Annotated in this window: 24 protein-coding genes; 2 read left to right on the forward strand and 22 right to left on the reverse strand. The window is 63.6% G+C overall.

Annotated features, from left to right (window positions below; translation table 11 throughout):
- Positions 1–4: 4 nt before the first annotated feature.
- Both LGT41_RS14090 and LGT41_RS14095 read left to right on the forward strand, forming a co-directional pair.
- The gene (locus tag LGT41_RS14090; protein ID WP_274127545.1) at positions 5–1,369 is read left to right on the forward strand and encodes a pyruvate dehydrogenase complex E1 component subunit beta; all 1,365 of its coding nucleotides are present in this window, start codon (positions 5–7) and stop codon (positions 1,367–1,369) included.
- Positions 1,370–1,378: 9 nt separating this feature from the next.
- Positions 1,379–2,686, forward strand: a complete 1,308-nt coding sequence (locus LGT41_RS14095; RefSeq protein WP_274127546.1) for a pyruvate dehydrogenase complex dihydrolipoamide acetyltransferase — start codon at positions 1,379–1,381, stop codon at positions 2,684–2,686.
- A 78-nt stretch (positions 2,687–2,764) separates the two neighbouring features.
- On the opposite strand, the gene cysE is transcribed toward LGT41_RS14095, so the two are convergent.
- The 22 genes from cysE to fabF all read right to left on the reverse strand — a co-directional run bounded on the left by cysE (position 2,765) and on the right by fabF (position 21,273).
- Positions 2,765–3,565, reverse strand: coding sequence for a serine O-acetyltransferase (gene cysE / locus LGT41_RS14100; RefSeq protein WP_274127547.1), 801 nt, complete (start codon positions 3,563–3,565; stop codon positions 2,765–2,767).
- 79 nt (positions 3,566–3,644) lie between these two features.
- Positions 3,645–4,361, reverse strand: coding sequence for a DUF2793 domain-containing protein (locus LGT41_RS14105; RefSeq protein ID WP_274127548.1), 717 nt, complete (start codon positions 4,359–4,361; stop codon positions 3,645–3,647).
- The gene (locus tag LGT41_RS14110; protein ID WP_274127549.1) at positions 4,354–8,241 is read right to left on the reverse strand and encodes a baseplate multidomain protein megatron; all 3,888 of its coding nucleotides are present in this window, start codon (positions 8,239–8,241) and stop codon (positions 4,354–4,356) included. The genes LGT41_RS14105 and LGT41_RS14110 overlap by 8 nt, the downstream gene beginning before the upstream one ends.
- Positions 8,241–8,684: a C40 family peptidase gene (locus LGT41_RS14115; protein ID WP_274127550.1), complete on the reverse strand. Its 444-nt coding sequence runs from the start codon at positions 8,682–8,684 to the stop codon at positions 8,241–8,243. Before LGT41_RS14115 ends, LGT41_RS14110 begins: the two co-directional genes overlap by 1 nt.
- The gene (locus LGT41_RS14120) at positions 8,674–9,564 is read right to left on the reverse strand and encodes a DUF2163 domain-containing protein (RefSeq protein WP_274127551.1); all 891 of its coding nucleotides are present in this window, start codon (positions 9,562–9,564) and stop codon (positions 8,674–8,676) included. The genes LGT41_RS14115 and LGT41_RS14120 overlap by 11 nt, the downstream gene beginning before the upstream one ends.
- The gene (locus LGT41_RS14125) at positions 9,564–10,196 is read right to left on the reverse strand and encodes a DUF2460 domain-containing protein (protein ID WP_274127552.1); all 633 of its coding nucleotides are present in this window, start codon (positions 10,194–10,196) and stop codon (positions 9,564–9,566) included. The genes LGT41_RS14120 and LGT41_RS14125 overlap by 1 nt, the downstream gene beginning before the upstream one ends.
- 11 nt (positions 10,197–10,207) lie before the next feature.
- Positions 10,208–10,870 carry a phage tail tape measure protein gene (locus tag LGT41_RS14130; RefSeq protein WP_274127553.1) on the reverse strand — a complete coding sequence of 221 codons (663 nt, stop codon included), beginning with the start codon at positions 10,868–10,870 and terminating at the stop codon, positions 10,208–10,210.
- A gap of 14 nt (positions 10,871–10,884) precedes the next feature.
- The gene (locus tag LGT41_RS14135; protein WP_274127554.1) at positions 10,885–11,082 is read right to left on the reverse strand and encodes a rcc01693 family protein; all 198 of its coding nucleotides are present in this window, start codon (positions 11,080–11,082) and stop codon (positions 10,885–10,887) included.
- A complete protein-coding gene (locus LGT41_RS14140; RefSeq protein WP_274127555.1) occupies positions 11,079–11,399 on the reverse strand; it encodes a gene transfer agent family protein in 321 nt (106 codons plus the stop codon). The genes LGT41_RS14135 and LGT41_RS14140 overlap by 4 nt, the downstream gene beginning before the upstream one ends.
- Entirely contained in the window at positions 11,396–11,809 is a 414-nt protein-coding gene (locus tag LGT41_RS14145; protein WP_274127556.1) for a phage major tail protein, TP901-1 family, read from the reverse strand. Before LGT41_RS14145 ends, LGT41_RS14140 begins: the two co-directional genes overlap by 4 nt.
- 24 nt (positions 11,810–11,833) lie before the next feature.
- Complete coding sequence (locus LGT41_RS14150; RefSeq protein WP_274127557.1) at positions 11,834–12,250, reverse strand: DUF3168 domain-containing protein; 417 nt, start codon at positions 12,248–12,250, stop codon at positions 11,834–11,836.
- Positions 12,247–12,585 (reverse strand): head-tail adaptor protein, encoded by a 339-nt coding sequence (locus tag LGT41_RS14155; protein WP_274127558.1) that lies wholly within the window; start codon positions 12,583–12,585, stop codon positions 12,247–12,249. The genes LGT41_RS14150 and LGT41_RS14155 overlap by 4 nt, the downstream gene beginning before the upstream one ends.
- Entirely contained in the window at positions 12,582–13,166 is a 585-nt protein-coding gene (locus LGT41_RS14160; RefSeq protein ID WP_274127559.1) for a head-tail connector protein, read from the reverse strand. The genes LGT41_RS14155 and LGT41_RS14160 overlap by 4 nt, the downstream gene beginning before the upstream one ends.
- Positions 13,167–13,188: 22 nt before the next feature.
- Positions 13,189–13,485, reverse strand: coding sequence for a phage fiber-tail adaptor protein (locus LGT41_RS14165; protein WP_274127560.1), 297 nt, complete (start codon positions 13,483–13,485; stop codon positions 13,189–13,191).
- A 143-nt stretch (positions 13,486–13,628) separates the two neighbouring features.
- Positions 13,629–14,819: a phage major capsid protein gene (locus LGT41_RS14170; RefSeq protein ID WP_274127561.1), complete on the reverse strand. Its 1,191-nt coding sequence runs from the start codon at positions 14,817–14,819 to the stop codon at positions 13,629–13,631.
- 46 nt (positions 14,820–14,865) lie between these two features.
- Positions 14,866–15,435 (reverse strand): HK97 family phage prohead protease, encoded by a 570-nt coding sequence (locus tag LGT41_RS14175; protein ID WP_274127562.1) that lies wholly within the window; start codon positions 15,433–15,435, stop codon positions 14,866–14,868.
- 10 nt (positions 15,436–15,445) lie between these two features.
- Positions 15,446–15,700, reverse strand: a complete 255-nt coding sequence (locus tag LGT41_RS14180) for a GTA head formation protein, RCAP_rcc01685 family (RefSeq protein WP_274127563.1) — start codon at positions 15,698–15,700, stop codon at positions 15,446–15,448.
- Positions 15,697–16,878 (reverse strand): phage portal protein, encoded by a 1,182-nt coding sequence (locus tag LGT41_RS14185; RefSeq protein ID WP_274127564.1) that lies wholly within the window; start codon positions 16,876–16,878, stop codon positions 15,697–15,699. Before LGT41_RS14185 ends, LGT41_RS14180 begins: the two co-directional genes overlap by 4 nt.
- A gap of 34 nt (positions 16,879–16,912) precedes the next feature.
- On the reverse strand, positions 16,913–18,211 hold the full coding sequence (locus LGT41_RS14190; RefSeq protein ID WP_337993016.1) for a DNA-packaging protein: 1,299 nt from the start codon (positions 18,209–18,211) through the stop codon (positions 16,913–16,915).
- Positions 18,198–18,542 carry a hypothetical protein gene (locus tag LGT41_RS14195; protein ID WP_274127565.1) on the reverse strand — a complete coding sequence of 115 codons (345 nt, stop codon included), beginning with the start codon at positions 18,540–18,542 and terminating at the stop codon, positions 18,198–18,200. The genes LGT41_RS14190 and LGT41_RS14195 overlap by 14 nt, the downstream gene beginning before the upstream one ends.
- A 355-nt stretch (positions 18,543–18,897) precedes the next feature.
- Positions 18,898–20,016: an endolytic transglycosylase MltG gene (mltG, locus tag LGT41_RS14200; RefSeq protein WP_274127566.1), complete on the reverse strand. Its 1,119-nt coding sequence runs from the start codon at positions 20,014–20,016 to the stop codon at positions 18,898–18,900.
- 3 nt (positions 20,017–20,019) lie between these two features.
- The gene (gene fabF, locus LGT41_RS14205; RefSeq protein WP_274127567.1) at positions 20,020–21,273 is read right to left on the reverse strand and encodes a beta-ketoacyl-ACP synthase II; all 1,254 of its coding nucleotides are present in this window, start codon (positions 21,271–21,273) and stop codon (positions 20,020–20,022) included.
- Between the last annotated feature and the right edge of the window lie 39 nt (positions 21,274–21,312).

Consider the following 21,312-nt stretch of genomic DNA (forward strand, 5'->3'; position numbering starts at 1 on the left):
CAACATGGCAACAAATATCCTCATGCCCGCCCTTTCCCCCACGATGGAAGAAGGCACGCTGGCCAAATGGCTCGTCAAAGAAGGTGACACCGTGTCATCCGGCGACATTCTGGCCGAAATTGAAACCGACAAGGCCACGATGGAATTTGAAGCGGTCGATGACGGGATCATCGGCAAGATCACCGTGCCCGAGGGCACCGAAAACGTGAAGGTGAACGAAGTGATCGCCGTGCTGCTGGAAGAAGGCGAAAGCGCCGATGCCACGCCCGACGCCGCCCCGAAAGCCGAGGCTGAAGCGCCAAAAGCCGAAGCCGCGCCAAGCACGCCCGCCACGGCCAAACCCGTCGCCTCCACACCTGTCGAGCTTGACCTGCCCGAAGGCACCACCTTCAAGACCCAAACCGTGCGCGAAGCCTTGCGCGATGCGATGTCTGAAGAAATGCGCGCCAACGAGAATGTGTTCCTGATGGGCGAAGAGGTGGCCGAATATCAGGGCGCCTATAAAATTTCACAGGGGATGCTGGCCGAATTTGGCGAACGCCGGGTGATCGACACACCCATTACCGAACATGGCTTCACCGGCCTTGCCGTTGGGGCCGCATTCGCCGGCCTCAACCCGATTGTCGAGTTCATGACCTTCAACTTCGCCATGCAGGCGATTGACCAGATCCTGAACTCGGCGGCCAAAACGCTTTACATGTCGGGCGGGCAAATGGGCTGCCCCATCGTGTTTCGCGGGGCCAATGGCGCCGCCGCCCGCGTGGGCGCGCAGCACAGCCAGGATTATGCCGCTTGGTATGCGCAAATCCCCGGCCTCAAGGTCGTCATGCCCTATTCCGCGGCCGATGCCAAAGGCCTGCTGAAATCGGCCATCCGCGACCCGAACCCGATCATCTTTCTGGAAAATGAAATCCTCTATGGTCGCAGCTTCGAAGTGCCAGAGATCGACGATTACACCGTGCCCATCGGCAAGGCCCGCATCTGGCGCGAGGGAAAAGATGTCACCATCGTCAGCTTTGGCATCGGAATGCAATACGCGCTTGCCGCCGCCGACGCGTTGGCCGAAACGGGCATCTCCGCCGAGGTGATCGACCTGCGCTCGCTGCGGCCAATCGACTATGATACGGTGCTGAATTCTGTAAAGAAAACAAACCGTTGCGTGACTGTGGAAGAGGGGTATCCCGTTGGCTCCATCGGCAACCATCTGTCGGCTGTCATCATGCAGCAGGCGTTTGATTATCTGGACGCGCCGGTAATCAACTGCGCTGGCAAGGACGTGCCCATGCCCTATGCCGCCAACCTTGAAAAACTGGCGCTGGTCACCACCGCCGAAGTGATCGAGGCCGTCAAGGCCGTCACCTACCGTTAGGAGCGAAAGATGCCAATCAACATTCTGATGCCCGCACTTTCCCCCACGATGGAGGAAGGCACTCTGGCCAAATGGCTGGTCAAGGAAGGCGATAGCGTGGCCTCTGGCGACGTGATTGCCGAGATCGAAACCGACAAGGCGACGATGGAATTCGAAGCGGTCGATGAAGGCACAATCGGCAAGATTGTGGTTGCTGAAGGCACCGAGGGTGTGAAGGTCAACAGCCTGATCGCCGTGCTGCTGGAAGAGGGCGAAAGCGCCGGTGATATCGACACCAAGGCCGAGGCCGCCCCCGCCGCGAAAGCCGAGGCCGCGCCTGCGGCAAAACCAGCCGAAGCCGCGCCAAAAGCCGCACCAGCCGCACCAGCCGCACCAGCCGCCCCCGCCGCAGCCGATGGCAACCGCATTTTCGCAAGCCCGCTGGCGCGCCGTATCGCGGCCGACAAGGGTGTCGATCTGGCCGCCATCAAAGGGTCCGGCCCGCATGGCCGCATTGTGAAAGCCGATCTGGACGGCGCCAAAGCCGGTGCCAAACCTGCCGCTACCGCAAGCGCCGCCCCGGCCCCGGTCGCAGCAGCCGCCAGCAGCGCCAGCGCCGATCAGGTCAAGAAAATCTACGCCGATCGCGAATTCGAAGAGGTCACGCTCGACGGGATGCGCAAAACCATCGCCGCCCGCCTGACCGAGGCGAAATCGACCATCCCGCATTTCTATCTGCGCCGCGATATCGAGCTGGATGCGCTCATGGCGCTGCGCGCCAAGCTCAACAAAACGGTCGAGGCGCGCGGCATCAAGCTTTCGGTGAATGACTTCATCATCAAGGCCTGCGCGCTGGCCCTGCAAGATGTGCCCGATTGCAACGCCGTCTGGGCGGGTGACCGTGTGCTGAAGCTCAAGCCATCCGATGTTGCTGTCGCTGTGGCCATCGAGGGCGGGCTGTTCACGCCCGTGCTGCGCGACAGCCACCAAAAATCGCTCTCTGCCCTGTCGGTCGAAATGAAAGACCTCGCCGCGCGGGCGAAAACCCGCAAACTCGCCCCGCATGAATATCAGGGTGGCAGCTTTGCGGTGTCCAATCTCGGGATGATGGGGATCGAGAATTTCGACGCGGTCATCAACCCGCCCCATGCCTCGATTCTGGCGGTGGGGGCGGGCGTCAAAAAGCCGGTCGTCAATGCCGAGGGTGAGATTTCCGTGGCAACCGTCATGTCCGTCACCCTATCGGTCGACCACCGCGTGATCGACGGCGCACTTGGCGCAACATTTCTGGCCGCCATCAAGGGCTATCTCGAAAACCCGATGTCGATGCTGGCCTAGGTCACAAGCACGGTGCCGCCCCGGACTTGATCCGGGGCCTCGACCTGCCAAAAAGCCCCCGAATTCGGGGGCTTTGCATTATGAAAGCAGCTGGTCCATCGTCTTGGACGGGTTGGCGCAACCCGCCTCGCCCACAATCCGCGCGGGCACACCGGCCACGGTTTTGCAGGGTGGCACTTCTTCCAGCACGACCGAGCCTGCCGCAATCCGGCTGCAATGGCCCACCTTGATATTGCCCAGAATCTTGGCTCCGGCCCCGATCAGCACACCATCGGCGATTTTCGGGTGCCGGTCGCTATCCTGCTTGCCCGTGCCGCCCAATGTCACCGAATGCAGCATCGACACATTGTCGCCCACTACGGCGGTTTCACCAATCACAATGGAATGGGCATGGTCAATCATCAGCCCCTGGCCGATTTTGGCCGCCGGGTGGATGTCGACGCCGAACACTTCGCTGGCGCGCATCTGGATGAAATAGGCCATATCCTTGCGCCCCTGCCGCCACAGCCAGTTGGCCACACGATGCGCCTGCACGGCCTGAAACCCCTTGAAATACAAAAGCGGCTGGATAAACCGATGGCAGGCCGGGTCGCGATCGAAAATCGCCACAATATCGGCCCGCGCCGCCTGCCCCAGCCAGCTATCGTTCTCATAGGCTTCAAGGCATACCTCGCGCAACACCGCTTCGGTCATCTCTCCCGAGGCCAGCTTTTGTGCAATGCGATGCGCCAAGGCCGCCTCAAGCGATTTGTGGTGGATGACACCGGCAAAAATCATTCCGCCCAGCGCGGCTTCATCGGCAACAATTGCTTGCGCCTCGTCCTGAATCTGGCTCCAGACAGGGTCGACTCGGGCAATTTTCGGGTTGGTCTTGTTCATTTCAGGCTCCGCTTTCGGCGTTTCACCCTAAATCATAGCAAATCTGCCCCGCGTCAACCACCTGTTGGCAAACAGTTCGTTACACCGCACGCGGCACCTGCAGCGCCATGTAATGCACCGCCAGCAAAACCTCGCCGCCCGCAAGGCTGCCACCCTCGCCGCTCAGCACCAGCGGCGTGGGCGCATAATAGGCTTGTGGCTGGCCGGTTACCCCCAAAGCATAGGCGTTCAACCCCAGGCCAAGCCCGGCACCATAGCGGTTATCGGCGCCCGCAACACCCAGCCGCCAGCCGGTCAGCCCGGCGCCCGTAATGGCCGAAGTCACCCGCCCGGTCACGCCAATCACCACCGCGTTCTGCGGGATGATTGCTGCTGTCGTGCTGGTCGCACCGGCGCCGATCACATGGCTCACCTCGGCAATCTGCCCCAGCGTCGCCGCCCCGCTTGCTTGCAGGCTCTGCGCATCGGCAACCCAGGCTGCCCCATCGAACACCGCGCGGCCTTTGCTGGCCTCATCCCAGGCCACCCAGCCAAGGCGCGGGGCAACGAAGCTCCAGCCGCCATTGCTGGCAATGGCGATCTGCCCCGCCTGCCCGGCCCAGGCGCCGCTTGGCGCGGCCCCCAGCCCATATGCCGCCCCGTCAACGGCGCTGGCGGGCGGTGTGTTCACCCCAAGCGCCACCAGCCGCAACTGCGCCAGTGCATCCAGCCGCGCCAAAGCCTCGTTCACGGTCACATGCTTTTGCGCCTGCCCCGGCACGATCAGCGGCAGGTTCAGGTTATAGCTTTCAGACATACACAGTTTTCCTTGCAACAAGGCCCGCGCCGATGCTGGCGGAAAGTTGGGCAATTTCAAATTCAAAGCTTGGGGTTGCGCCATCGGCGGCCATCGCCGCCGCACTATAGGTAAAGGCGGGGCTGCTCAGCGCCACGTCGCGCCGCAGTTCACCGCCCACGAAAATCCGCAGACGATAGGCCTCCGCCTCCTCGCCCAGCGGAATATCGCCCGCAAGCCAGCTGTCATTGTCAAGCCGGCCCCGCCGGATCCAGCTCAGCACCAAATCGCTTCCCTGCTTGCTGGCGCGCAAATGCACCGGCGCATAGGGGCGCAAGCCGGCACCTTCATGCGTGGCCTCAAATGCATGGTAGCGCATATCGTCATAGGGGCGGTTGGCCGGGCCAATGCGATACTGCCGCGCAGCGCCAATCTGGCCGAGGCTGAAGTCAGGCTGCGCTTGCGCGCCATCCAGCAGCACAAAATCGGCCCCTGCCGGCACTATCTCCGGCATCAGCGCATCGGTCCCGCGCTGGCCGCGCAGCAGCCCATCCAGCCTATAGGTCAGCGGGGCAATCAATTCAGCCGTTTCAAACTGGATGATCTCCCACGCATCCCCCAGCCGCAACGCCGCCGCATTTGCCCCGCCCAGCACATCAAGCGGCGCGCGGCTTTGCAACTGGCCCAGGTCGAGCTTCACCTCCAGCCCCGCGCCACGCTGCCAGCGCCCCGGCATGGCGGCGGGCAAGTCCTGTTGCGTTTTACCCAGCACCATGCTGCGTGTCAGCGTGCCGACCAGTTCAAACCCGCTGCTGGCTGCCGCACTCAGCACCGAAACAGCGCCCGGCCAGGGCGCGGCGGCAACCCCCATATAGGGCGCGTGCGGCACATCGCTTTCGGCCAGAAGCGGCAGGTCCAGCAGCATCCCGTAAACCGGCCCCGCCGTGCTGATCCCGCCCCGCTCATGTCGGCGCAGCGTCATAGGCGCAGCCTTGTAAACACCGGGCTCAACCCGCACCGCGCTCATCCGCCGTTCGCCCATATCTTCAATGCGATCAATGCGATAGGCGGCCGTTTCGCCGCTATGGCGCAACCGCACCACATCGCCCGCATCCAGCGCCAATTGCGATGGCGGCAGCGCAAACTGCACCGCATCGCGCGCCACGCGTGCCTCGTTCAGCCAGCGTTCGGCAATGGCTTGCGCCTGGCCCATGCCCAGCACAAGCCCCAGCCCCGAATGGCTTACCTCCGGGCTCTGCGCATCGGGGCGCGCCGCCTCGGCCGCGCCCGATTGATAGGCATTATCCCCCTCGAAAAAGCTGATCCGCACACGTGCCGGCGCATCCTCGCCACGCTGAAACTGCACCGGGCTCGGGGTATCCTCGCCCAGTGCCATGCCTTCGGCTTCCAGCGTCAGCAAGGCGCGCCCGTCGCGGGTGGCAAAGGCAAAGCCGCCCGCGCGTTCAATCGCATCAAAGCCATAGGCCAGCATCAGCGGCTGCAAGGCCTGCCGCGCGCTTTCATCGCCCTGCAAAATATACCCCTGCACCGCGCCATGAAGCGCCGATATATCCACCGCCGACAGCCCGGCATAGGCGCAGATCTCGGCCACGACACCGGCCAGCGATACCTGCCCGACACGCCCGTTTAGCCAATGCCCGCGCGCATGGTTTTCGGCATCCGACCACAGGCTTTGCCGCGCCGGAAAGGCCGGCCAGGGCCGCGTGTCCCAGGCCCATAAATGCGCGCGGCCCATGTCCAGCATCCGGCCCTCATAATGCGGGCTTTGCGGGTTGTTCGCCGCATCGCCCCAATAGCCCAGCATCGCCTGAATATAGGCCGCCTGAATCGCGTCATCCGGGGCGCCGGATGAAAAATACGGCACCGCCGATTCCGACGATTTCGCATCATAAAACACATTCGGCTGGTTGGTGCCCTTGTCAATCGCCGCGCAGCCAAGCTCCGTAAACCAGATCGGCTTGGATTGCGGCACCCAGTCGGTATAGCCGCTTTGGCGCACGCCGTTCAGGCGGTTGGAATGCGGCAGGCGCCACCAGCTGCGAATATCCTTGGCGCGGTAAATCCACGGCTCACCATAGGCGCCGTCTTCAATCGGGCGGCGCCGTTGCAGTTTGCGCGCCTCGTCATTGGCGTAATACCAGTCGAAATACTCGCCGCCCTCGATATTGCCCTGCAAATAATCCAGCGCATAAATCGAACCCGCCTGCGCATCTGCATGGCCATCCGCGTCGCGCCAGTCCGAAAGCGGCAGGTAATTGTCGATGCCGATGAAGTCGATCGTGTCATCCGCCCAAAGCGGGTCCAGATGAAACAGCACATCGCCATCGCCCGCCGCATAGGCGCCATATTCCGACCAGTCGGCGGCATAGGAAATTTTCACCCCCGCCCCCAGAATGGCGCGCACATCGGCCGCCAGCACGCGCAGCGCATCAACAGCCGGAAAGTCGTTCTGCCCGGCGCGAATCCGCGTCAGCCCGCGCAATTCGCTGCCAATCAAGAACGCATCCACACCGCCCGCCGCCGCGCATAGATGCGCATAGTGCAGAATGAAGCGCCGATAGGAAAATTCCGCCGGGCCGGAATAGCTTACCTGCCCGTTGCTCACCGTAAAATCACCCGCCTGCGCGGTGCCGAAAAACGCCGCAACCTCATCGGCGGCCTGCGCGTTCATCTGCGGGCTGCCTGCCTGCCCCGCGGCCAGCGAGGTCGTGATCCGCCCGCGCCACGGAAATACCGGCTGGCCCGCCGTGCCGCTATAAGGGTCGGTCAGCGTGTTGCCGGGGGCAATGTCCATCAGCACGAAGGGGTAAAATGTTACCGCCTTGCCCGCATCTTTCAGCGCGGCAATCGCCTGCAGCACCGAAGTATCACTCGGCGTGCCGCCATAATTCGGCCGCCCGTCAGTCTGGCTGATCAGCCGCGCAGCGGCACGGTCCATCCCGTTCACCCGCCAGGGCATCGGTGTGCCATCCACCGCGTTTTGCTCAACCGCCGGGTAAATCTCGCATGTATCGCAGCGCAGATCATTGCCGAACCAGCTCACGACAAGCGAGGTTGCGCCCACATTGGGCAGCTCCCCCGCCATCTGCTCCAGCGAGGCGGTAAAATCCACATCGCCCGTGTCGCCATTGCTGTTGGCGCTGCGGCTCGTGCCACGGCTTTCCTCAAAATACACCGGCTCGGTGGCCAGCGCATATTCCCCCGTGCCGGGGATCAGCGCGACCGCCTCGATCAGGTCGCGCGGCGCCGGGGTATCGGATTTTGTCGCGCGCATCACTTCAAAATTGAACTGCGGAATCCGGTTGCCAAACTGTGTCAGGTCCAGATCTTCAAACACAACATAGGCGGTGCCACGGTAGGCAGGCGCCAGCCCCGCACCTTCCACCGCCTCGATCGCCGGGTCCGGCATCTGGCTTTCGCCGCCCTTGTGCAGGCGCCACGACATGCCACTTGTATCCAGCAAGTTGCCATCGGCCCAAATGCGGCCAATGCGCGAAACCTCGCCCTCGCACAAGGCCACGGCAAGGCTGATCGAATAGCTGTAATCGCGCCGCGTCGGGCCAACCGCCATGCCCTTGCCGCTGCCGCTTGTCGCGACATGCTCGTAAAACCGGCTCGACCAGATCACATGGCCGGCAACACGCACGCGCCCGAAAATGCGCGCCATGCTCTGCCCCTCGCCCGAGCCCATGATGCGCAGCTGCTCGACACGCCCGCTTTCCACGGCTTTTGCGCCCGTGCCCAGCAGGCGGTTGTCGATCAGCTTGCCCGCCACACCGCCCGCCGCACGGCCAATCACCGCCGCCGAAATGCCAAGAACCGAGCCGCCAAGGCTTGCCCCAACCGAGGCGCCAACCGCCGAAAGTAATATCGTCGCCATTATTCGCTCCTGTCGGGAAACCGGAAATGCCCGGCAATGCGCCGCGCCCAGGCCGGCGTGAGTGATGATTCAACAACCCCCCGCCCGCTATAGGCGTGGATCAGGCTGCACGGGGCGCTTTGGCCAAGAATCGCCAAATGCTTGGCCGGCCCGTTGCTGCGCATCCGCAGCACCAGCACATCGCCGGTTTGCAATTCCGGCCCGGCGGGCAACAGCAACTTGCGCGCTCCGTCCAGCAACGCCTCGCGCCCATCGCATTCGCCCCAATCGGGGGTATAGGCGGGCAGCGCCATCGGTTCGCCCCCGTAAAGCGCACGCCACACGCCGCGCAACAGGCCCAAACAATCGGCCCCCGCGCCCTTGCAACTGGCCTGGTGCTGATAGGGGGTGCCCAGCCAGCCCCGCGCAATCTCTGCCGCCGCGCGGCCGGTTTCAGCGCCCATTCAGCAGCTTTCCGCCGTCATGCACGGTTTTGTCATCCGGCACGGCTGTCACCCAGTCTTCGCCCGGAATATGCGGAAACCCCCTGAAATTCAGCAGGTTGGCGAATTTTGTTCGGCAGGTCTCGGCCCGTTTGTCGCAGCCGGCAATCAGCCGCAGCGCATCGCCCGGTGCAGGCGTCAGCGTGGCATCGTCCCACAGCTCCAGCACATGGCCATCCTCATGCGGGCTGTCATCGCGGATCAGGCTGCGCAGCCCGGCAAGTTTTCCGCTCTGCCATTCTGCATAGCCGCGCGAAAACCAGCCCGGCTCAAGGCCCGTTGCCGCCACAATCAGCCGGCGCGCCCCGTCCTGGCGGATTAGCGCACGCGCCAGCACATAGGGTGCTTCCAGCGCCACTCCGCAGCGCGTATCGCCAAGGCTGGCATCGCAATTCGGCACATAGGCGCGGCCCATTTTCTGGTTCAGATCATCGGCCAGCCCGCGCAGCTCCGCCTCAAAGGCCACGGCCCCGCGCTCGATCTCGCCAAGCCGGCCACGAAACTGCAAAATCCGGTTTTCCGGCACCTGCCAGTCGACCAGATACAGCCTTACCTCGGCCCGATCATAGCGGCCCGCCAGAATGTCTTCCTCGCGCAAGCCCGCCGCCGAAAGCGCGCCAAAGGCCTGCGCATTATCCACGGCAAGCCCGGTTGCGGTTTCAACGGCGCTGCCCGTCAGCCCGGTTTCGGCCAGATAGGTATCGCCATCAAAACGCAGATCGCGGTCATGGTCGGTAAAGCCCATGCGTTGCCCATCGGCGCGCACCACCAGCCAGCAACGGCAGAAATGGCTGGCCCCGCTGGCCAGTTCCGCCGCCAGTTCTTGTGAAAATTCGCGCATTAAACCCGCACCTCCACCACCGGAATCGCCGGAATTTCGCCCGCTTCGAACCCGGCATAGCTCACCGCTATCCGGTCGGTGTCAAAGCGCACGGGCACGTCAAATTCAAAGCCTGCGGTAATCGGCGCCCCCAAGGGCGGTGCATCCGGAAAGCTGACCAGACCCGTGGCATAATCCACGCTGAATCCCTCGCCCTCGACCAGTTCATCACCATCCAGGGCTATGGAAACACTGGGCGCAATCGGCTTGGATATCCGCCGCCTATGGCTATGCCCGCCAGAGGTATAGAGCTTAACCAGTTCAAAAACCGTGCGCACGTCATCGCCCGTGGCGATCAACTGGTCATACGGGCCGGGGCGTTCGGAAGGGGCGCAGCTTTTGTAATCCGTCCAGTCTTTCCAGCGAAACCCGTAAAGCTGGCCCTGTCGCGCCTCGAAAAACGCCACAGCCTCGGCCAGATCGTCGAGCGAGCGCATCCCGAGCCCGGCATCATAGCGCCGCCGCGATTGCGCCCAGGGGCTGTTGCGCTCTTCAAACCCGTTGGCCAGCGTCACAATTTCGGTGCGGCGCTCCGGCCCGCCCAGCGCCCCGAAAGACAGGCTGGCCGGAAAGCGAATATCGTGAAAATTCATGCCATCCCCCTTTACAGATTGCGTGCGCCGCGTTGCAGCGCGCGGCTCATTTGCGCGGCGATCTGGCTGCGCGAGCGGGCAAAACTCGGCGCGTCCGGCGTGGTGATGTTCATGGTCACATTCACCTGGCTGCCGCCGCCGCCGCGCACGCCAAGCCGCCCGTCAGCGCCGCGCGCCAGCGGCATAATCGCCTCGGGCCCGGCCTCGCCCATCAGCCCGGTGCCGCCGCGCATCGGAAAGGTCGTCGCCCCCTCCACAATGCCGCCACTGGCAAAGGCGCTCACCCGTCCGCTGGTCATCACACCGCCCTGCGCGAACGGCATTATCCCGCTGATAAGGTTGGTAATTCCGTTGCCAAGCAGGCTGCCCAGCCCGTCGGTCAGCGGCTTCATCGCCTGGCTATAGGCGGTGTTGGACACGCCCCGCGCCACGTTCAGCAGCACATCCGACAGTTTCGCGCCGTCAAAGATCAGCGCATCAAAAGCCGTGCCAAGCTGGTTGGAGATGGAACGCGACAGCCCCGCCGTGGTTTGCACCGCCGCCTCAAGGCTGGCATTCATCCCCGCCATTTCGCGCTGAAAGGCCAGCGTGGCCGATTGCGTGCCGCCGATGCTGGTTTGCAGATCGCCAAGCAGCGCATCCAGCTGCTCCAGATCCGTTTCGATTTCTGGCATGGTTTATCCTTAAACTAATCTGGTTTCACCGCATCCGGATGGGCCTGCATCAGCGCGCGCAGCCCGGCGCGGCTCAACCCACGCTCGGCCGGGCCAAGGGCTTCGGCCATCAGGCTCAGCTCGGCCGGGGTCAGCGCCCAAAAGGCATCGGGTGTCAGCCGCAGCCCGACAAGCCCCAGGCGCATCAGCGCGGGCCAGTCGATTTTGCTCATGCAGCCTCGGTCGAAAATGTCACGCGCAGCAACTCGGCCGCAGCGCGCGCAGCGCCCAGCGGCCCGCCCTCGATGCTGGCCGCCATCAGCGCCTCACGCGTCATCGGCGCACCGCCGCCCTCAAGCCCGGCCAGCAGCAGCGCAATCACATCGGCGGCCTTGAAGCGCCCGCCCTCGAAGCGCTCGACCAGCGCCACAAGGCTGTCGGCCCCCAAATCGGCCTCCAGCCCGGCCAAAGCCGCCAGGTTCAGCCGCATCACGCGCGCCACGCCGTCCAGCTTCAGCGCCACTTCGCCACGAAACCGGTTCACGCTCATGCCGCCACCCAGGCCAGCGCACCCGCCGAGGCCAGCGCCATCTCATAGGTGGCTTCCGCATCATGCTGGCCTGCATATTCAAGCGAGGTTATCTGGAACGGCCCGGTGATCGTGCCGAAATCCGGAATGATGATCTGGAAATCCGGCACTTCGCCGTCAAAAAACACCTGCCGCGCGCGGGCATCGGCGTCGCTGTCCAGAAACACGCCCGAGCCGGAAAGCGTGGCCTGCCGCATCCCCGCCCCGCCCAAAAGCTCGCGCCAGCCGCCGCTGCTTTCGATATTGCTCACATCGACCGTTTGCGCATTGAAGGCGATGCGCTGCGCGCGCAGCCCGCCCAATGTCGTGTAGTCACCAGTGCCGGTCATGTCGATCTTGATCAGCAGATCCTTGCCTTTTTGGGCTGTCATATCGGAAATCCTTCTGCGTTAGGGTCAGGCGCTTTGCACAAGCGCGCGGAAAGTCAAATCTATGCTGCGCCCGCCCGGCGCGGGTTTGCGCCCGGTCCGGGCCCGGAAAAACTGCAACTGCACCAAATGCCCGGCGGCAAGCGCAAGGTCGGCACCATCCAGCGCCGCGCAAACCGCGCCCGCCACGGCCTTGGCATCGGCAAAGCCCGCAGCGTCGGAATAGATGCTTACCACCAGATCGTGCCGGGCGGCGGAATGGGTCGATGACGACCGGTCGCGCACCTGCTCATCGCCGATCAGCACATAGGGCGTGGCGCTGGCCTCCAGTGCTTCGGGCGGGGCATCATAAACCCGCCCGCCGATCAGCGCGGCCAGCCCGGCATCGCCCTGAAGCGCGCCAAACACCGCCTCTTGCAACGGGGCTGCGGAAAAATAGCTCATCCCTGCACCTCCTCGACCTGGCATTCCAGATAGCGGCCCTCGGCATCGGCTTCGCTCACCGCGACAATGCCAAAAACCCGGCCCGCATTCACAAAGCGCTGCCCGGCTTTGGGGCGTGAGGGCGCATCCACCGCCACAGCCCGCAGAAATATCCGCGCCGCACCCTTGCTTTGCGCATAGCCGCCCAGCAGCCGCAGGCTCACCGCGCGGCTGCGCAGCTCGCACCAATGCGTGCCAAGCACCTGCCAGTCCAGCCGCTGCCCGCCCATCCCATCGGGGGTTTGCACGCGGTCCTGCAGCACCATCGGGCGGTTCAGCAAATAATCCCGGCTCATCGGCGCGCCCCCATGCGGCGGGGCAGATAGGGCTCGATCAGCGCCAGCACCGCCAAGGGCAGGCCCGGTTTTTCGCCCCCGTGCCGATGCTCGTAAAACTGCGCCGCCAGCCGCAGCCAGGCCTGTTGCAGATCGGCCGGAATATCCGCCCAGTCGCCAAAGCCCGCTGTAAATTCCAGCTCGCCATGCGCTCCTGTTGCCAGATGCGGCATTGTGCCCGAATTCATGGCCAGAAACGCGCCGCGCTCATCGGTGCCCCAGCGGTAGCGCCCGGCCTCCACCAGGCTGACCGCGCCACTTACCGCCACCAGCCGGAAGGCTGCAACCGCGCGCAAGGGCGCGCGTGGCAGCACAAGCGGCTCCTGGCTGCGCCAATAGTGCAACACCCACAGGTAATCGCGGCTCAGCAGGCCAAGCGAAAGCCGCGCTTCGATCGCCGCCATCGCCCCCCGCAGGCAGGTGTCCAGCAGAGGGTCCTGGGCCTCGTCATCGCCAAAACCGCGGCCAAGGCGCAAAAAATCGCGCAAATCCGCAATCGGCAGCCGCGCCGCATCGGGCGGGGCAATTTCCGTCAAACTCATATCTCTCTCCTGAATGTTCCGCCTATCGGGCGCGCATCTGCACCAGTAAAACCCGCATGGCGACGCGGCCTTCGCTTGTGGCAATCGCCGCGCTGACAAGGTAGCTGGCCCCCGGCGCGCCGCCCGTTAGCGTGGCGCGCGAAATCCAGCCCGAAAGCCCGTGCGCGACAAGGTCCAGCGCCGTGTCGCCTTCGCGTTGCGCGGCAAGATACCAGCCTATTTCGCCGGCCGGTTCCTCGCCCTTCACAAGCCGGGCCTGCCGCCAGTCAATCACAATATCCAACTCAGATTCGGGGGATTTCTGCGCAATCGCATTCATGCCTGCTGTGGTCCAATCGCTAAAATCCCAAAAACCACCCCCGCGCGGGGCTCGCGCGGAGGCAATGCAAAACCGCCGGATGCGCGGGGGTGGCGTGCCGCGCCTGTCAGGCGCGGCACTGCACCTGACCTGGCCGTGCCAGATCAGGCGGTTCCGAAGCGCAGCACCTTGATGGCCGCGAAATCCGAAACATCGCCGCCCACGCGTTTGGTGGCATAGAACAGCACATTGGGTTTGGCGCTGAACGGGTCACGCAGAATGCGCAGATCGGGGCGTTCGGCAACCGTGTAACCGGCGGTGAAATCGCCAAAGGCAATGGCGGCGGCATTTGGCATGATGTCGGGCATATCCTCGGCAATCAGCACCGGGTAGCCCATCAGCCGGGCAGGCTCGCCCGCCGCCAGACCATCGCTCCACAAGAAGCGGCCATCGGCATCCTTCATCTTGCGCACAGCGCCCGCGGTCTTGGAATTCATCACGAAATTCGCATTGGCGCGGTAACGTGCGCCCAGCGCATAAACCAGATCGACAATCGCATCCGCCGGGTTGCTCGCATCGAAATCGCCAATCGCACCCGTGGCGACATAGCCGATACGGCCCCAGATCCAGCTGTCATTCTCGGTCATCGTGTGGGTCAGAAAGCCCCTGGGCTTGTCCACACCGTCGCCGGTAATAAAGGCCGCACCCTCGGCGCGGGCAAACTTGTCGGCAATCCGGCCCGCAAGCCAGCCTTCAACATCAAAGGCAGAATCATCAAGCAGGCGCTGGCTGGCCTTGGGCAGGGCCGAAAGCTCGTGCAGCGGAATGCTCACACGTTCGAACTGCGGCGTGCCGGTTTCGGTGCTGGTGGTGGTTTCATCGGCCCAACCGGCACCCAGGTCGGAATGGTCAACCAGCACATCATAGGCGGTGGCTTCCACATTCACCACATTGGCGACACTGCGCAGCGAACCCGCCCCCAGCAGAACCGAGGCGACACGTTCAGCCGTCTGCGGGTCGACCAGATAGCCGCCATCGCCGGAAACGGCGGTCGACATGGCTTTTTCTTCGGCGATCAGCCCGCGCAACGCATCGTCATCACCGTGGCGCAGATAGGCGGAGAAGGCCTTTTTATGCGGCAGGTCGGTCTCTGTGCGGCTTGACAGAACGGGGCGGGTCGCGGTCATCTGGCTTTTACGGTCAATCATGTTCAAACGGTTTTCCTGTTCTTTGAGACGTGTTTTAAGTTCATCCTGAAACGCATTGAATTCGTTCAGAAATCCGCCCAAGGCAGATTTGGTTTCGCCCGCTTTGGCCACAGCCTTGGCGCGCGATGTGGGGCTTTGCTTTTGCATCACATTGTCCTGTTTTGTTGGGGGTTCAGGGTCTCGGCGCGTCGGCTCACGCCAGCATGTCCCGTGCGGCACGAAAGGTGCTTGCAAGGGTTTCGGCCAGCGCCGCGTCCTCATCCGCACCACCGCCATCGGTGGCACGCACGCGGGCCTGTGCCAGCATGGGGAAGGTCACAAGCGACACTTCCCACAACTCAATCTCGTGCAGCAAACGGCTGTTTTTACCGGCTTTTTCGCTGCGGATGGTCCGATAGCCAATGGAAAGCCCATCGACCGCGCCGGCCTTGAGTAGCGCCAGCGCCTCGCGCCCGGCCTGCACATCGGGCAGAACGCGGCCCGAAACCTTCAGCCCGTGGCCATCCTCGGCCACCACATCCCACACGCCAATCGGGCGGGTCGGGTCATGCTGCCAGAGCATCTTGACCTTGCCGCCACAGGCGGCAAGCCGTTTCAGGCTGGCGGCAAAGGCGCCGGTCTGCACCACATCTCCGCCATTATCCTTTTGGCCAAAAACCGAGGCATATCCGGTAATTACCGTGCTTTCCTCATCCAATACTTCCGCTTCGAACTGGCAGAACTTGGTTTCATAATCGGGGTCAAACCCGTCATAATAGGGCATCCAACACTCCTTACAGTGGGGGTTTGTTCAGCATTGCATAGGCAAGCTGGGCAACGACCGTGGCCGCCACGCCATAAACGGCCAACCAAAGGCGACGCTCCAGCCGTTCCAGCATCAGCTCGATGGCATTCAGCCGCCGCTCCAGCCCCGCCCAGCGTTCTTCTATGACACGCTCATTGGCCTCGATCCGGGCGGTGGCGGCGTCAAACGGTTCATACAAATAGCGGGATCCGCCACCGCCATTGCGGCTGCGCCCCACGCTCATTCATCCTCCGCCACGCGCGGCAGGCCCAGCATGGCGCGTTTTTCGGCGGCGCTCAGAAAATCGGCCCCCGCCACGCGCCGCCATTGCGCTTCGCGCTCCACGGCCAAGGCGGGCACATTGTCCAGATCGGGGCGCAGGCTCAGCCCGTCGCCAAATGCCTCACCCAGCCAGGCGCTCAGCGCGGCCATCGTCTTGCCCACCAGCGGCAGCACCGACAGGCGGTAAAAGGCGCGGTTGGCTTCGGCGTAATTGGCATAGGTATTGTCACCGGGCAGGCCCAGCAGCATGGGCGGCACGCCAAAGGCCAGCGCGATTTCGCGCGCCGCAGAATCCTTGGTTTTCTGGAATTCCATATCCGAAGGGCTGAACCCCATCGGCTTCCAGTCCAGCCCGCCTTCCAGCAGCATCGGGCGGCCGGCATTGCGCGCGCCCTGATGGTGGGTTTCAAGCTCGTCCACCAGCCGCTGATACTGCTCATTGCCCAGCGCGCCCATCCCGTCGGCACCCTTGTAAACAATCGCCCCCGAGGGCCGCGCCGCATTGTCCAGCAATGCCTTCGACCAGCGGCTCGCCGCCGTATGCACATCCAGCGCGCTTGCCGCCGCCTGCATGGGCGACAGCCCGTAATGGTCGTTTTGCGGATGGAAGGATTTCACATGCAGAACCGGCGCAAAGCCGGCGCGCAAATCAAACCGGTGCTTCTTGGCGCCCACCGCATACTCATAGGCGACCGGCCAGCCATCCGGCCCCGGCACCACCTGCATCCGGTCGGAACGCAGCACATAAAGCTCGGCAGGCGTGCCGTCGCTTTCATCCATCGCCGCTTCAAGATAGCCATCGCCGGTCAGCAAAAGCTGCCCGTAAAGATTCTCCAGAAGCTCGGCCAGCCCCTGCCCCGGATTGGGCCGCTGCATCAGCGCCATCAGCGGGTGCATCTCATAGCGCCGCTCGGCATCCTGCACGATGATGGGCACAGCGGCGGCGGCCTCGGCGATCAGCTTCACACAGCGAAACCCCACCGGGTTCCCGGCGAATCCGTTGCGCGTCAGGCTGGCGGAATCACGCGGCGACCAGGCCACCCGCCCGCCGCCCTGAAAGGCGATCAGCGGCGCGGCGGCCGAGGCTTTCTGCGCGTCCGGCACAGCGGTTTTGGCCCCTCGAAAGAGTTGCAATACCATAGGGTAAGCTCCTGTTAATTCTGAAATTTCGGCGTTAGAGGCTGCGCACGCGGGCGCAGCGGAAACTGTCGCTTGGCGCAAGGATCAGTTCATTGATCGCCCAAACCAGCGCATCCACGCGGTCCGGGCTGCCCTGCCCGGTAAAGCCCTGCTGGCACATCTGCACCATCTGCCCTTCGAGCCTGGAAAGCAGCCCCCGATGCACCATGCGCCCCTGCTCATACAGCGCGGCCACAGGCTCGGCCCGGGCCACCTTGCCCCGGCTGGCGCGCACCGCGCGGTAAGGCAGGCTCGGGTCAATCTGGCGCAGCATCTGCTCCACCAAATCCCCGCCCTGGTTCACTTCGGCAATCAGGCGGTCGGCCTTGTGACGATGGAAAGCCTCCACCGCCGCCTTGGCCCAGGCCTGCGGGCTGGCCCCTTCAATGCTGGCATCCTCCAGCACAATCCCGCGCCAGGTTTGCGGTGGCCCGTCCATCTGCACACCGGCCACGATAATCCCGCATTCGTCACTGCCCGCATGGCCGGTTACCGGCGGGTCAACCGCCACGACAATCCGGTCGGGCTTGAAGGCGGGGGCCGCATGGGCGGCTTCAATATCGCCATGCCGCCACAAGGCGCCCGGCTCATCGACCAGCAACTCGCCCTCCAGTTCCTGCCGCGCCAGCCGCGTATTGGCATAGCGCGCGCTGACCTCCTCCAAAAACACCTTGGCCAGGTTCATCCGGTTGGCCGAGGTCGGCGCCCGGCTCACCACCGTGCTTGGGGCGGCCAGAAGCTGGGTCAGCACCGGGCGATTGCGCGGCGTTGTCGTCACCACGGCGCGCGGATAATCGCCCAGCCGCAGCGCCAGCTTCAGCATATCCCAGGCCTCGACGCCCTTCTTCCACTTGGCCAACTCGTCACACCAGGCCGCATCGAATTGCGGGCCACGCAGCCGTTCGGGTGAATTGGCGGAATAGATCTGCGCTTCGGCCCCATTCGGCCATTGCAGTATCTGGCGCGATGCAATCCATTGCGGGCGGCGGTCGGGCGGGCAGCAGGCCAAAAGCCCGCTCTCGCCGAACACCATCACCTCACGCGCCTGTTCCAAAGTCTCCGCCACCAGCGCGATGCGCCGGCATGTGCCGCGCGCGGTCGGGGTTGCACCCTCGACCTGCGCGCGCACCCATTCGGCACCTGCGCGGGTTTTCCCCGCGCCGCGCCCGCCCAGTATCACCCAACTGCTCCATTTCCCCTGCGGGGGCAGCTGGTGCCCTGCCACGGCCCAGAACTCGAACAGCCACGGCAGGGCGAGCAGCGCATTCGGGCTCAATCCGTCAAGAAACCGCATCCGCGCTTCCACCGTCATCCCAACGAGCAAGTCGCTCAAGGATTTCGGCGCGCGCTGCGGCAAGGTCAAGTGTGACCCCGCCGCCTTTGGCCTGTTCTGGTTCGATCCGCCCGTCAAGATCACGCTCCAAATCCAACAGCTTTTCCAGCGTCTTGTAATGGTTTGTCAGCGCCGTAAGATGGCCTCTGGCATTCCCAAGTTCGCCGGGGTCTTTTGCGTCAAGCGCATCAAGATATGCTGTCAATGTTTTCGACCAGCGCTCATACATACGCTGCGCATCGCGCAAGCGTCGCATCCCCTTGGCAGGTCGACGTTTTGGTTTTTCTGTCATTGATAAGCTTTCGTCTGCTCCGCACGAGCAGAAACGGAAAAAGCGGCCCCGTTTTCACGATGCCGCCTGCCCATTTCTTCCAGCTTGCCCAAACCTATACCTAAGAGCGTTCGCAAAGTCAACAACTATTCTTCAGGTTGCATCACTTTCTGCCCGCATCTTTTGCTCTTAAATATCCCCGCCGGAGGCTCCCACCCCTGCAACCACAGCCGAACGCCCATAAAAACAAGCCCTGCCGCGCGGTTTGCGCCGGTCAAAGACCGGCCCCACCGCTTGCCGGAGGCGGCGCGGCCTGGGCAGCTCATGATGCAGCCTCACGCCCGCGCCGCGCTGAAAAACCGGCGCCTGCCGCGAATCAGTTACCCGCCTCGATCGCCCGCCAGCGCGCCACATTGGCGTTATGCTCGGCCAGCGTCGTGGCAAAGGCATGGCCCCCCGTGCCATCGGCGACAAAAAAGATATAGGGCGTTTCATCGGGGTTGGCGGCGGCGGCAATCGCCGCGCGGCCGGGGTTGGCAATGGGTGTTGGCGGCAGTCCATCGATGACATAGGTGTTATAGGGTGTGGCGCGGTCCAGCTCGCTGCGCCGCAGCCCACGGCCCAGGGTCTCGCGCCCCAGGGTAATGCCATAAATCACCGTCGGGTCGGTTTGCAGGCGCATTCCCTGGCGCAGACGGTTCACAAACACGCTGGCCACCTGCCCGCGCTCGCTGGCCACGCCGGTTTCCTTTTCCACGATACTGGCCAGAATCAGCAAATCTTCCGGGGTCTCAATCGGCAGATCGGGGTCGCGCCCCTCCCAGGCCGCCGCCAGAATCGCCGCCTGTGCGGCCATCATATCGGCCACCAGTGCGGCGCGGTCCGCGCCTTTGGCCACGTCATAGGTATCGGGGGCAAGGCTGCCCTCGGGCGGCAATTCCGGGCGGCGCCCGCTCAGGAAGGGCACCTGCGCCATCCGCTCAACCGCCTCGAAACTGGTCACGCCTTCGGGCAGGGACAGCCGGTAGCTCACGCTGCTTTCCGCCCCCGCCAGAATGCCCGCCGCCTGCACCTCATCCTCAACCAGCGCATAGGTGCCATCCAGGCGCTGCTCAACACGGGCATCCATGTCCTCGTTCAGCACAAGGGTCACGCGATAGTCGGAAAAGCTCTGTGCGGGTGATGCGATGACATCCAGCACCGCATCCATGCTGGCACGGGCCGGAATGATATGCGCCCCGAATTTATGGGTGCTGCGCCGGTCGGTATAGCGCGCGCCAATCCGAAACACGATCGCGCTGGAGATGATCCCCTCGGCCTGCAACCTGTCCCCGACCGAGGCGATGCTCTCACCGGATTCGATGATGAATTCCACATCCTCGGCCAGCGGCCCCTCGGCATAGAACGCATCCTTGCCCCAGTTGATTGTCAGGCCAAGCGCCACCAGCGCCACAATGATGATCAGCAGCGCATTGGCGGCCAGCGAGCGTCCCATACCCTAGATCCGTTTCAAGACAAGGCTGGCATTCGTGCCGCCAAACCCGAAGGAATTGGACAGGGCCAGGTCGATTTTCCGCTTCACTGCGGCATTGGGCGCAAGGTCCAGCCGGGTTTCGACATCCAGATTGTCAAGGTTGATGGTGGGCGGCGCAATCTGGTCGCGCAGCGCAAGAATCGAGAAGATCGCCTCGACAGCCCCCGCCGCCCCCAGCAAATGCCCGATAGAGGATTTTGTTGAACTCATCGTCGCCCTGCTGTCTGGCCCCAACAGCCGCTCTACCGCGCCAAGCTCGATCGTGTCGGCCATTGTCGAGGTGCCATGCGCATTCACATAATCAATATCGCCGGGCGCAACCCCCGCGCGTTTCAGCGCGGCGGTCATCGAGCGAAAGCCGCCATCGCCATCGGCGGCAGGCGCGGTAATGTGATAGGCGTCACCCGACAGGCCATAGCCCACAACCTCGGCATAAATCGTTGCCCCGCGTGCGCGCGCATGTTCATATTCCTCCAGCACGACCACGCCGGCCCCTTCGCCCATCACGAAACCGTCGCGGTCACGGTCATAGGGGCGCGAGGCTTTTTTCGGGTCATCGGCGCGTGCGGTCGACAGCGCCTTGCAGGCGTTGAACCCGGCAATGCCGATCTCGCAGATCGGGCTTTCGGCACCACCGGCAATCATCACATCGGCATCATCCAGCATGATCAGCCGCGCCGCATCGCCAATGGCATGGGCGCCGGTCGAGCAGGCCGTGACCACCGCGTGATTCGGCCCTTTATAGCCGTAGCGGATGGAAACCTGCCCCGAGCAAAGGTTGATCAGCGCACCGGGAATGAAGAAGGGCGACACGCGCCGTGGCCCGCGTTCCTTCAGCGTGACAGCGGTTTCGGCAATCGAGTTCAGCCCGCCAATGCCCGAGCCGATCATCACGCCCGTGCGGCATTTCTGCTCTTCGGTCGTCGCCTCATAGCCGGAATGCGCAATCGCCTGATCGGCGGCGCACATGGCATACAGAATGAACGGGTCCACCTTGCGCTGTTCTTTCGGCTCCATCCAGTCATCGGGGTTGAAACTGCCATTGCTGCCATCGCCGCGCGGAATCTCGCAGGCGTAACCGGTGCCAAGATGGCTTGCATCGAATTTTTGAATGGTGCCCGCACCGGATTCGCCCGCCAAAAGCCGGGTCCAGGTTTCTTCCAGCCCGCAGGCCAAGGGGGAAAGCATCCCCATTCCGGTTACCACCACACGACGCATAAATCCCCCGTCATTCACACTTTTTTCTTTAGATACACG

Origin of the sequence: Abyssibius alkaniclasticus, from assembly GCF_020447305.1 — a bacterium.
GTDB lineage: Bacteria > Pseudomonadota > Alphaproteobacteria > Rhodobacterales > Rhodobacteraceae > Abyssibius > Abyssibius alkaniclasticus.

What these genes read in the sequence shown, in the direction of transcription:
- LGT41_RS14110 (WP_274127549.1), bottom strand. Translation starts at nt 8,241, where the DNA reads ATGGCGACGATATTACTTTCGGCGGTTGGCGCCTCGGTTGGGGCAAGC.
- LGT41_RS14165 (WP_274127560.1), bottom strand. Translation starts at nt 13,485, where the DNA reads ATGAATGCGATTGCGCAGAAATCCCCCGAATCTGAGTTGGATATTGTG.
- cysE (WP_274127547.1), bottom strand. Translation starts at nt 3,565, where the DNA reads ATGAACAAGACCAACCCGAAAATTGCCCGAGTCGACCCTGTCTGGAGC.
- LGT41_RS14135 (WP_274127554.1), bottom strand. Translation starts at nt 11,082, where the DNA reads ATGAGCAAAATCGACTGGCCCGCGCTGATGCGCCTGGGGCTTGTCGGG.
- LGT41_RS14190 (WP_337993016.1), bottom strand. Translation starts at nt 18,211, where the DNA reads ATGCGGTTTCTTGACGGATTGAGCCCGAATGCGCTGCTCGCCCTGCCG.
- LGT41_RS14120 (WP_274127551.1), bottom strand. Translation starts at nt 9,564, where the DNA reads ATGCGCGAATTTTCACAAGAACTGGCGGCGGAACTGGCCAGCGGGGCC.
- LGT41_RS14195 (WP_274127565.1), bottom strand. Translation starts at nt 18,542, where the DNA reads ATGACAGAAAAACCAAAACGTCGACCTGCCAAGGGGATGCGACGCTTG.
- LGT41_RS14115 (WP_274127550.1), bottom strand. Translation starts at nt 8,684, where the DNA reads ATGGGCGCTGAAACCGGCCGCGCGGCGGCAGAGATTGCGCGGGGCTGG.
- LGT41_RS14130 (WP_274127553.1), bottom strand. Translation starts at nt 10,870, where the DNA reads ATGCCAGAAATCGAAACGGATCTGGAGCAGCTGGATGCGCTGCTTGGC.
- LGT41_RS14185 (WP_274127564.1), bottom strand. Translation starts at nt 16,878, where the DNA reads ATGGTATTGCAACTCTTTCGAGGGGCCAAAACCGCTGTGCCGGACGCG.
- LGT41_RS14160 (WP_274127559.1), bottom strand. Translation starts at nt 13,166, where the DNA reads ATGAGTTTGACGGAAATTGCCCCGCCCGATGCGGCGCGGCTGCCGATT.
- LGT41_RS14150 (WP_274127557.1), bottom strand. Translation starts at nt 12,250, where the DNA reads ATGAGCTATTTTTCCGCAGCCCCGTTGCAAGAGGCGGTGTTTGGCGCG.
- LGT41_RS14090 (WP_274127545.1), top strand. Translation starts at nt 5, where the DNA reads ATGGCAACAAATATCCTCATGCCCGCCCTTTCCCCCACGATGGAAGAA.
- LGT41_RS14125 (WP_274127552.1), bottom strand. Translation starts at nt 10,196, where the DNA reads ATGAATTTTCACGATATTCGCTTTCCGGCCAGCCTGTCTTTCGGGGCG.
- LGT41_RS14170 (WP_274127561.1), bottom strand. Translation starts at nt 14,819, where the DNA reads ATGCAAAAGCAAAGCCCCACATCGCGCGCCAAGGCTGTGGCCAAAGCG.
- LGT41_RS14140 (WP_274127555.1), bottom strand. Translation starts at nt 11,399, where the DNA reads ATGAGCGTGAACCGGTTTCGTGGCGAAGTGGCGCTGAAGCTGGACGGC.
- LGT41_RS14105 (WP_274127548.1), bottom strand. Translation starts at nt 4,361, where the DNA reads ATGTCTGAAAGCTATAACCTGAACCTGCCGCTGATCGTGCCGGGGCAG.
- LGT41_RS14095 (WP_274127546.1), top strand. Translation starts at nt 1,379, where the DNA reads ATGCCAATCAACATTCTGATGCCCGCACTTTCCCCCACGATGGAGGAA.
- LGT41_RS14175 (WP_274127562.1), bottom strand. Translation starts at nt 15,435, where the DNA reads ATGCCCTATTATGACGGGTTTGACCCCGATTATGAAACCAAGTTCTGC.
- LGT41_RS14155 (WP_274127558.1), bottom strand. Translation starts at nt 12,585, where the DNA reads ATGAGCCGGGATTATTTGCTGAACCGCCCGATGGTGCTGCAGGACCGC.
- mltG (WP_274127566.1), bottom strand. Translation starts at nt 20,016, where the DNA reads ATGGGACGCTCGCTGGCCGCCAATGCGCTGCTGATCATCATTGTGGCG.
- LGT41_RS14145 (WP_274127556.1), bottom strand. Translation starts at nt 11,809, where the DNA reads ATGACAGCCCAAAAAGGCAAGGATCTGCTGATCAAGATCGACATGACC.
- LGT41_RS14180 (WP_274127563.1), bottom strand. Translation starts at nt 15,700, where the DNA reads ATGAGCGTGGGGCGCAGCCGCAATGGCGGTGGCGGATCCCGCTATTTG.
- fabF (WP_274127567.1), bottom strand. Translation starts at nt 21,273, where the DNA reads ATGCGTCGTGTGGTGGTAACCGGAATGGGGATGCTTTCCCCCTTGGCC.